This window comes from Parafannyhessea sp., assembly GCF_051876455.1.
Taxonomy (GTDB): Bacteria; Actinomycetota; Coriobacteriia; order Coriobacteriales; family Atopobiaceae; genus Parafannyhessea.
This window is the reverse complement of the sequence record NZ_JBJEHW010000202.1, coordinates 1-8,103: the sequence shown is the minus strand read 5'-3', so window position 1 is coordinate 8,103 and position 8,103 is coordinate 1. Positions and strand designations below refer to the sequence as shown.

Here is an 8,103-nt window from a genome sequence, read left to right as displayed (position 1 = left end):
CGTCGCGGCGCAGGTCAAAGTGCTCGACGCCCGGCGCCTTGATCGAGAGGATCTGGCCCTCCTGCGCCAGGAGGTGCAGGTTGCGGTAGACCGTGGCCTGGCTCACGCGCGGGTCGCGGGCGCGGACGGCCTCGTATATCTGCTCAGCCGTGGGATGGTCGCAGCGCGAGCGGACCTCGTCCAGCACCATCTGGCGCTGTCTTGTGTTGCGTCGCGCAGGGGCGTGGGCGCGCGTTCTTCTCTCTTCCATTTCCGGCTCCAAAAAAATCCGATTTGCTATTGACACGGGGTCATTTACGGCAATAATGATAATCGTTTTCGTTAGGAAAGGAAAACAATAGGAAGGAATCACCATGAAGTTTGTTTGCCCCGTTTGCGGATACGTTGAGGAGTTTGACGGAGACGAGCTGCCCGCCGACTACAAGTGCCCCCAGTGCGGCTGCCCCGGCTCCAAGTTCACCAAGCAGGCCGACACGATGACCTGGGCCTCCGAGCACGTCGTGGGCGTCGGCAAGCTGGAGGGTGTGCCCGAGGACATCGTCGAGGACCTGCGCGCCAACTTCAACGGCGAGTGCTCCGAGGTTGGCATGTACCTTGCGATGAGCCGCGTCGCCATGCGCGAGGGCTACCCCGAGGTCGGCATGTACTATCGCCAGGCTGCCTTTGAGGAGGCCGACCACGCCTCTCGCTTTGCCGAGCTGCTCGGCGAGGTCGTGACCGACTCCACCAAGAAGAACCTCGAGATGCGCGTCGAGGCCGAGAACGGCGCCACCGCCGGCAAGACCGACCTCGCCAAGCGCGCGAAGGCCGCCAACCTGGACGCCATCCACGACACCGTGCACGAGATGGCTCGCGACGAGGCCCGTCACGGCAAGGCGTTCGCTGGCCTGCTCAAGCGCTACTTTGGCGAGTAACCGCTGGTAGATTGACTGTTTGAGTCCGCGCGACTCCGTTGGGACCCGTTGGCTGGGCTGTGTGCCCGGCCGGCGGGCCCAACTTTTTTGGGCCGTCGTGCAGTCGGAGGGGGGTTGAGTGTGATTCGCGCTGCGCCGGCGAGCCAAATCGAGGCGCCAATCACGCAAAAGTCCCTCTGACGTACAAGAAAGCAGGGGTTGTGCACGTTTCTGGACCGCCCGAGCCGCCCACAGAGCCCGATTCCATAAGAAATCGAACTAGAAAACACACTCAAACCCCTGCAAATTACGCACCGGCCTAAAATTCCCAGTCCGGCCTACTCCGGCTGGCCGTCCTCCCCGTCGGACGGTGCCGGCGTGATGGCCTCGCGGTCGCGCTCGCCTGTGCGGATGCGCACCGCACGCTCGACGGGGTACCAGAACACCTTGCCGTCGCCCGGCTCGCCCGTGCGAGCCACCTTCACGATGGCGTCCGTCGCCACCTGAGCCCACTCCTCGTTGGAGACCACGATCTCGAACTTGACCTTAGGCAGCATGTTCATCGAGACCTTGCTGCCGCGCACCAGGTGCGTGTAGCCCAGCTGCGTGCCGCAACCCATGACCTGGCTCACCGTGATGCCGCGCACGTCCACGGCGCGCAGGGCCTCCTTCACGTCCTCGAGCTTCTCCTCGCGAACGATTGCCTCGACCTTGATCATCGTACGTCCCTCCCCATGGCGGCGCGTCACGCGCGCCTCGCATGCAAGTCTAGGTCTAGTCGTCAAGCCCCGTGAACGAGGGGTACGCCCGCTCGCCATGCTCGGAGAGGTCCAGCCCCACACGCTCCTCGTGCTCGCTCACGCGCAGGCGGTCGTGGCAGCACACGCGCACGAGCGCGATGCACACCAGCGTGCCAAGCACCGCCCACACGATGGTGACCACGATGGAGAGGAGCTGCGCCCCCAGCAGGTTGACGCTGCCAAATACCAGGCCATTCCAGCGCAGCGACGGGTTGACGGCCTTGCTCGCGAAGAGTCCCGTGGCGATGCCTCCCCAGATGCCGCCGATGCCGTGGCAGCCAAACGCGTCCAGCGCGTCGTCGTACCCAAAGTGCAGCTTCATGCGAGAGCAGGTGAGGTAGCAGATCACGCTGCCCACAAAGCCGATGGGGATGGCGGCCCACAGCGGCACAAAGCCGCAGCCGGGCGTTATGGCCACGAGCCCGATGACCAGGCCCGTGCAGGCACCCACAAGGGTGGGCTTGTCGGAAAAGATCACGTCCATCATCATCCACGAGAGCTCGGCCGCCGCGCAGGAGAGCGCCGTGGTCGCAAAGGCGTGCACCGCGAGCCCGTTGGCCGCGAGCGCACTGCCCGCGTTGAAGCCAAACCAGCCAAACAGCAGCATGGTCGCGCCGATGGCCACCAGCGGCACGTTGTGAACGCGGTAGTTCACGTTCTTATATCCGATGCGCCTGCCCAGGAACACGCACAGCACCAGGCCGGAGACTCCGGAGCTGATGTGCACCACGTTTCCGCCGGCAAAGTCCACCGATCCCAGCGCCGCGAGCGCGCCGCCCTGCCCCCACACCATGTGGGCGACGGGATAGTACACGGCAAACGTCCAGAACAGCACAAACAGGAACAGCGCCTTGAAGCGCATGCGCCCCGCGACGGCACCCGTGACCAGCGCGGGCGTGATGATGGCGAACATCATCTGGAACAGCGCGTATGCCATGAACGGAATGCTCGGCGCGTACGGGCCCACCTTGGCGGTGCTGACGCCGTTCATCATCACGTACTTGAGGCCGCCGATGATGCCGCCGTGGTCCGGCCCAAACGCGAGCGAGAAGCCCACGACCACCCACAGCACCGTCTCGAGCCCGATGGTAAAGACGGACGCAAGAATGTTGTTGACCACGTTCTTGCGTCGGCCCAGACCGCCATAGAAAAACGCAAGCCCCGGCGTCATGAACAGCACCAGGGCGGCACAGATCAGCATGAATCCCGTATCGGCCGCACTCATGGTATCCCCTCCCACAGTTGGCGAAGCGATACCATGTTCGTTCAGGTTCGTTGCGCGTCCGTGACGCAACGGTTGCCGCCAGCCTACGATGCCGTGACCATCGCGCGAAGTCGCAAATGTCTGCATGGGTGGGATAATCTGCATGTGGGCGAGAAGAACGGGGGCGTTATGCAGGAACATGCACAGGGTATGCAGCACGCACCATGGGCGCAACGTGACATGGATCTCGCGACAGCACGCCGGATGAACGAGCTGAACGCGAGGTTCTATCGCGACAACGCGGCGTCGTTCAGCCAGACAAGGCAGTCCGGCTGGCCCGGTTGGGAGCGCTGCCTGGCGGAGGCGCGGATGGCGGGTAATGGTGCGACGCCCGAGGTACCCATGCGTGTGCTCGACCTCGCGTGCGGCAACCTGCGCTTTGCGCGCTACCTTGCGGATGCCTGCAGTCAGCCCATCCAATACTTGGGAATCGACAACTGCCCGGAGCTGGGCGCGGATGCCTCCCCCGCGGACTTCCCGCCCGCGTGGCAGGTACGGACGGAAGAGCTCGACGTCGTGAGTGCGCTCCTCTCGGGCACGCTCGCGACCTCGCTGGGCGACGCGCTCGCGCGGGCCTGGGGCACGACGGGTGCCGGTCCACGGGCCGCGGACCTGTCGGTTGCCTTTGGGTTTCTCCACCACGTGCCGACGTTTGCGGCACGGCTCGAGCTGCTTCGCGCGCTGCTTGCGGCCACGGCACCGGGTGACACGTGCTGCGTTTCGTTCTGGCGGTTCATGAGCAGCGAGTGCCTCGCCGCAAAGGCACGCGCCACAACGGAACGCGGCCTACGCGAGCTGGGCCTCGCGCCAGGCGACCTGGGGCAGAACGACTACCTGCTTGGCTGGCAAAACGTCCCCGGGTCGTACCGCTACTGCCACCACTTTTGCAAGCGAGAGGTCGACGCGCTGCTGGCGCGGCTCGACGGTCTGGCGCAGCCAGTCGCAAGGTTTGCGGCGGATGGCCGCTCCGGCGAGCTCAACGCGTACGTGGTGCTCAGGCGCTCTTAGCGCGGCTCTCGTCTGGGATGCTCTGCCAGTCCTGCAGGCCAAGGCGCTGGCGCTCCTTCGCCTCTTCGAGCGTGATCTTGGGGATGTCTTCCTCAAGATAGGCACGCAGCTCGGGGATGCCCTCCCCCGTCGCGTTGTCCACCAGGAAGATGCGCTCGCAGCAGCAGTCCTGCAGCCACTGCCGCACCATGGGGATGTTCGCGTTCGGCTCGTTGATCTTGGTGATGATGCCGATGAGCGGGCGGTTGAGGAACGCGTTGCTGTTGGGCGCGAACAGCGTGAAGGGCTCGTTCGCCGCGATGAGGATTGCCACGACGTCAGACTCGAACGAGAAGCACGCGAGGCCGACGCCCACCTGCTTGGATTCGGAGTACTCGCCTGGCGTGTCGATGGTGTCGCCGTCCGCGTACGTGTACTGGGTCTTGTGGTAGTGCAGCTTCTCGCCGCGCAGGGCCTGCGTAAGCGAGGTCTTGCCTGCCTCGCTCCTGCCCATCAAAAACAGTCGCTTCATCCCAACCTACCTGCAGGTCATCTTGCACACGTGAAAGTCGAGCTCGCGGTCAAAGTAGTCCAGAATCTCGCTCTCGGCGCTCTCGATCTCGGCAATCGGCCCGCACAGTATGAGCGAGCCGTTGAACCTGTCCATGAAGCCCAACTCGACCGAGCCGTGCTTCACGGCGATGTCCGCAGCCACCACGACGGCCTCCCACGGCGTGAAGCGCATGAATCCCAACGCCTCGCCCGTGTGGTCCTCGCCCGCGTGCGTGCCTATGTCAAGGCCGAGCGTCTCGCACGTCCGGCGCGCTGACGTCCCCATCACGTGCGCGAGGTCGATCTCGCGACCGGGCACGCGCACGCGCGTGATGCGATACTCGCCGTTCTCGTCGCGCGGGGGGTTCCCGTGGAATACCTCGTCGAAGAACTCCTGCCTTGTGATCCTCTTCCTAGCCATGGCTGGCCTAGCGCTTCGTGACCTTGCAGGTCACGTATCCCAGCGTATCGTGGAAGAACTCCACGACCTCCGTGATGGCTGTCGTGACGTCGGCAATCTCGCCGCTGATGATCATGGTGCCCGTGAATCGGTCGGCAAACCCCAGGTAGACGTCCGCGCTCTTGACGGCGATGTCCGCTGCGATGACCGCCGACTCGGGCGGCGTAATGTTCATGATCCCAAGCGCGCTCGTGTCGTAGTCTACCGACGGGTTGAGGCCCAGCTTGGTATAGATGATGGGCTCGGGTCCACCGATGACATGCGCAAGGGTGATCTCCTTGCCCGAGACGGTCTCTTGTACGACGCGAATCTGGCCCTGATCGTTGTCCACGCTCACGACCTCCGTTCCGAAAGTAATTCAGTCGGTCTTCTATTTCTTAAGGGTTTACCTCTCGTCAGTGTCAAGCGCCCCATCGCCCAATGGCAAGGGTGGCCCTCCCAACGAATGCGGAGGGCCACCCACCCAAGGAGACAAAGATGGTGAGAAGGACTTGGACGCTGCGGCTCGTGAGAACCGCCTTATCCGTGGCCCGTCCTAGCCGTTGTAGGCATCACGATACAGGTTCACGAGGTCCTGCTTCGAGACCGGGCGCGGGTTGGTCGGAGTGCAGCGGTCGTGTGTGGCGGCCTCCGCCATGTCGCCCACGTGCTCCTCGAAAGCGGCCGCGTCAATCGTGCCCAGATCCGCCAGAGTGTCCTCGATGTGAAGCTCCTCGCGCAGGTCGATGACCTTCTGGAGGAACTCGTCCGCGTCGGCCATGCCCAGCTCGTGAGCGAGGCGGTCGTAGGGCTCGCGGTACTTCTCCTCGGACATGTGGAAGCGCATCACGTAAGGCAGCAGGATGGCGTTCAGGCGACCGTGCGCCACGTGGAAGCGGCCACCGAGAGCATGCGCCAGACTGTGGTTGATGCCCAAGCCGGCGTTGGTGAACGCGATGCCCGCCACGCAGGAGGCCTCGGCCATGCGGCCGCGTGCCCTCATGGCGTCGCCATCGTGATAGACCGTGGGAAGGTCCTGGAACACGACGCGCAGTGCCTTTACGGCCAGCGCGTCCGTGAAGGTGGAAGCCTGGTTGCTCACGTACGCCTCCATGGCGTGGGTGAGCACGTCCATACCGGTGTCCGCCGTGATCTTGGGCGGAACGGAACGGGTGAACTCGGCGTCGAGCAGCGCTCCGTCAGGCGCGAGAGCGTCGTCAATCAGCGCGACCTTGGTGGTGCCACGAGTAATGACGGCAAAGTTCGTGACCTCCGAACCCGTACCGGCAGTCGTGGGGATGGCCAGGAAGTAGGGGCGCTCCATGCCCTTCTCGCTCGCAAAGTACAGGATGGCTTTAGTGGCGTCGATGCACGAGCCGCCGCCAAAGGCAATCACGAGATCGGGCTTGACATCGAAGATCATCTTGACGCCCGCGTCCACCAGCTCCTGGCTGGGGTCGGGCTTGACGTTGGAATACACGTTTATCTTGGCCCCCGAGGGCAGGTACTGCGTCATCTTGTTGACCATACCCGACTCCTGCAGGAAGCCATCGGTGATGACGAGGACGTTCGAGCACTTGAGAGTGCGGAGGTGCTCCACCGCCTTCGGACCAAAGAACAGCTTTGCCTTGAGATAGAACTCACTCATCGTCTACTCCGTTTCTGCTGGTAGAAAGATCTCCGTCACAAAAAGCTCTGGGTTGTTAGTGGTCCAGTAATCCGACACAAAGCGCTCGATCACCGTGCCCGACAGCTTGTAGCCATTGCCATGCGCATACTCGAGGAGTCGGTCGAAGGCAGAACCCATCTCCTCGAATGCCCCCACGTGATAGGTGGTCAGGTACATCTGTCCCGGGCTAGTCCACGCGTTTTCGGGCTTCAGGGGTCTGATGGCGTTTTGGAGCAACCTCACATCGCACTCTCTGCCATTCGATGCAGCAGCCTTGGCGTCATCAACCGTAGGGAACTCCATGATCACCGGACCAGTTATGGCGTTCCCTATGGAGCTCACGTACGCGGCGAAGTCCAGACTAACGATGCACTCCGCAAAGCTTCCCGTAAAGCGCGATGGAAGGCACAGAAGCTCGTGGGCGGGGGAATACTTCACGCTCACGGCGGTGGGACGGACCTGAAGCACCGTATTGGCCTCGTCCATGAGGTTGTTCCAGTCGACGATGGCCCTACGGCGCTCGGCGAGCGCTCGCGCCTCCTCGTCGCAGATGTCCAGATGCTGAGCGAACAGCCTCTTTGCTTCTTGGAGGTCGGAGTGCTGCTGCATCGTCGCGATCTCGTCAAGCGAGAAGCCCATCATCTTGAGGTAGTGAATCACGGGGATTTTTAGCATGGTCTCTCGGCTGTAGTAGCGATAGCCGTTGTCACCCACCACATCGGGCCTCATCAGGCCAAGTTCGTCGTAGTGCCTCAAGGTGCGCTGAGATATGCCACCAATCTTGCTGACCTCACCGATTTGATACAGGTCATCCCTACCAAGTCTCTTATGGGAAGTCATGCATTCGCCTCCATTGACTTGAGGAGCCGCACAGAAAGGACGTAGCTTAGTGCGACGGGATTCCGGTTGTAAAGCTCGGCCCGCAGGGCATCTCGCAGGGCAAAGACAGTGCCCAGCGAGTACGTAGCGGCCTCGGCCATGAAGTAGTCAAGCGACGAGACCCTGCCGTCCGTGGAGGCGTCGGGACGAGCGTGACGATGGGACTCGGGAAGCTCGCCTGCGGCCTCCTCCAGTGCGGGCGAGAGGAGCTTGCGCACGTCGTCGAGTGCCTGTGCCTTCACGGGAGAGGGCGTCCCGAGCCTCGCGGCCCAGTCACGCTGGTAGCCCGAAGGGTCGGTGACAGCCATCATTCGCGCGTACTTCTCCTCCACGAGGTTGCGTCCCTCGCCCTCTGCCTGCTCGAACTCCCCCAGAATGCGAGGGATCATCTGGTGCGGGAAGGCGAGGTACTGGGCGCAGCGATAGGCAAAGAAGGGACGCGGGTCATCCTGGCAGCTCGCACGGCCGCCAGCGTTGAGCACGGAGTCGAACTGCTCCCACTCCAGGACGACGAGTCTCTGGAGGAAGGAGCGTCCCTGCTCGTTCAGGCCGCATTCCTCCATGATGGAGACGACACCGGGAAGTGAGAAGAGCGCCTCGATGCCGCGGCGGCGATACAG

General features: G+C 63.2%; 11 protein-coding genes. 2 read left to right on the top strand and 9 right to left on the bottom strand.

Features of this window, described 5'->3' with window-relative positions; genetic code table 11:
- A partial coding sequence (locus ACI38Z_RS08640) for a Fur family transcriptional regulator (protein WP_439789794.1) occupies positions 1 to 250 on the bottom strand: 250 nt, incomplete at its 3' end.
- A 103-nt stretch (positions 251 to 353) separates the two neighbouring features.
- Here ACI38Z_RS08640 and ACI38Z_RS08635 point away from each other — a divergent pair.
- Positions 354 to 914 (top strand): ferritin family protein, encoded by a 561-nt coding sequence (locus tag ACI38Z_RS08635; protein WP_439789793.1) that lies wholly within the window; start codon positions 354 to 356, stop codon positions 912 to 914.
- 317 nt (positions 915 to 1,231) lie between these two features.
- Here ACI38Z_RS08635 and ACI38Z_RS08630 read toward each other — a convergent pair whose 3' ends face one another.
- On the bottom strand, positions 1,232 to 1,612 hold the full coding sequence (locus tag ACI38Z_RS08630; RefSeq protein WP_439789792.1) for a P-II family nitrogen regulator: 381 nt from the start codon (positions 1,610 to 1,612) through the stop codon (positions 1,232 to 1,234).
- Positions 1,613 to 1,667: 55 nt separating this feature from the next.
- Positions 1,668 to 2,918 carry an ammonium transporter gene (locus ACI38Z_RS08625; protein ID WP_439789791.1) on the bottom strand — a complete coding sequence of 417 codons (1,251 nt, stop codon included), beginning with the start codon at positions 2,916 to 2,918 and terminating at the stop codon, positions 1,668 to 1,670.
- Between the two features lie 243 nt (positions 2,919 to 3,161).
- Between ACI38Z_RS08625 and ACI38Z_RS08620 the strand changes: the two genes are divergently transcribed.
- Positions 3,162 to 3,965: a class I SAM-dependent methyltransferase gene (locus ACI38Z_RS08620; protein ID WP_439789790.1), complete on the top strand. Its 804-nt coding sequence runs from the start codon at positions 3,162 to 3,164 to the stop codon at positions 3,963 to 3,965.
- On the opposite strand, the gene ACI38Z_RS08615 is transcribed toward ACI38Z_RS08620, so the two are convergent.
- The 6 genes from ACI38Z_RS08615 to ACI38Z_RS08590 form a co-directional block, all read right to left on the bottom strand.
- Positions 3,952 to 4,476, bottom strand: a complete 525-nt coding sequence (locus ACI38Z_RS08615) for a EutP/PduV family microcompartment system protein (RefSeq protein ID WP_439789789.1) — start codon at positions 4,474 to 4,476, stop codon at positions 3,952 to 3,954. The two genes, ACI38Z_RS08620 and ACI38Z_RS08615, sit on opposite strands and share 14 nt — an antisense overlap.
- A gap of 6 nt (positions 4,477 to 4,482) precedes the next feature.
- Positions 4,483 to 4,917 (bottom strand): BMC domain-containing protein, encoded by a 435-nt coding sequence (locus ACI38Z_RS08610; protein WP_439789788.1) that lies wholly within the window; start codon positions 4,915 to 4,917, stop codon positions 4,483 to 4,485.
- A 7-nt stretch (positions 4,918 to 4,924) separates the two neighbouring features.
- Positions 4,925 to 5,287, bottom strand: a complete 363-nt coding sequence (locus tag ACI38Z_RS08605; RefSeq protein WP_439789787.1) for a BMC domain-containing protein — start codon at positions 5,285 to 5,287, stop codon at positions 4,925 to 4,927.
- A 204-nt stretch (positions 5,288 to 5,491) separates the two neighbouring features.
- Positions 5,492 to 6,583 (bottom strand): 1-propanol dehydrogenase PduQ, encoded by a 1,092-nt coding sequence (locus ACI38Z_RS08600; RefSeq protein ID WP_439789786.1) that lies wholly within the window; start codon positions 6,581 to 6,583, stop codon positions 5,492 to 5,494.
- A gap of 3 nt (positions 6,584 to 6,586) precedes the next feature.
- Positions 6,587 to 7,444: a MerR family transcriptional regulator gene (locus ACI38Z_RS08595; RefSeq protein WP_439789785.1), complete on the bottom strand. Its 858-nt coding sequence runs from the start codon at positions 7,442 to 7,444 to the stop codon at positions 6,587 to 6,589.
- Positions 7,441 to 8,103: DUF4125 family protein (locus ACI38Z_RS08590; protein ID WP_439789784.1), on the bottom strand; the 663-nt coding region annotated here is incomplete at its 5' end. The genes ACI38Z_RS08590 and ACI38Z_RS08595, both read right to left, overlap by 4 nt.

Excerpts from the sequence above, each read along its gene's own strand:
- ACI38Z_RS08620 (WP_439789790.1), top strand. The coding sequence starts at position 3,162 with ATGAACGAGCTGAACGCGAGGTTCTATCGCGACAACGCGGCGTCGTTC.
- ACI38Z_RS08610 (WP_439789788.1), bottom strand. The coding sequence starts at position 4,917 with ATGGCTAGGAAGAGGATCACAAGGCAGGAGTTCTTCGACGAGGTATTC.
- ACI38Z_RS08630 (WP_439789792.1), bottom strand. The coding sequence starts at position 1,612 with ATGATCAAGGTCGAGGCAATCGTTCGCGAGGAGAAGCTCGAGGACGTG.
- ACI38Z_RS08615 (WP_439789789.1), bottom strand. The coding sequence starts at position 4,476 with ATGAAGCGACTGTTTTTGATGGGCAGGAGCGAGGCAGGCAAGACCTCG.
- ACI38Z_RS08625 (WP_439789791.1), bottom strand. The coding sequence starts at position 2,918 with ATGAGTGCGGCCGATACGGGATTCATGCTGATCTGTGCCGCCCTGGTG.
- ACI38Z_RS08635 (WP_439789793.1), top strand. The coding sequence starts at position 354 with ATGAAGTTTGTTTGCCCCGTTTGCGGATACGTTGAGGAGTTTGACGGA.
- ACI38Z_RS08595 (WP_439789785.1), bottom strand. The coding sequence starts at position 7,444 with ATGACTTCCCATAAGAGACTTGGTAGGGATGACCTGTATCAAATCGGT.
- ACI38Z_RS08600 (WP_439789786.1), bottom strand. The coding sequence starts at position 6,583 with ATGAGTGAGTTCTATCTCAAGGCAAAGCTGTTCTTTGGTCCGAAGGCG.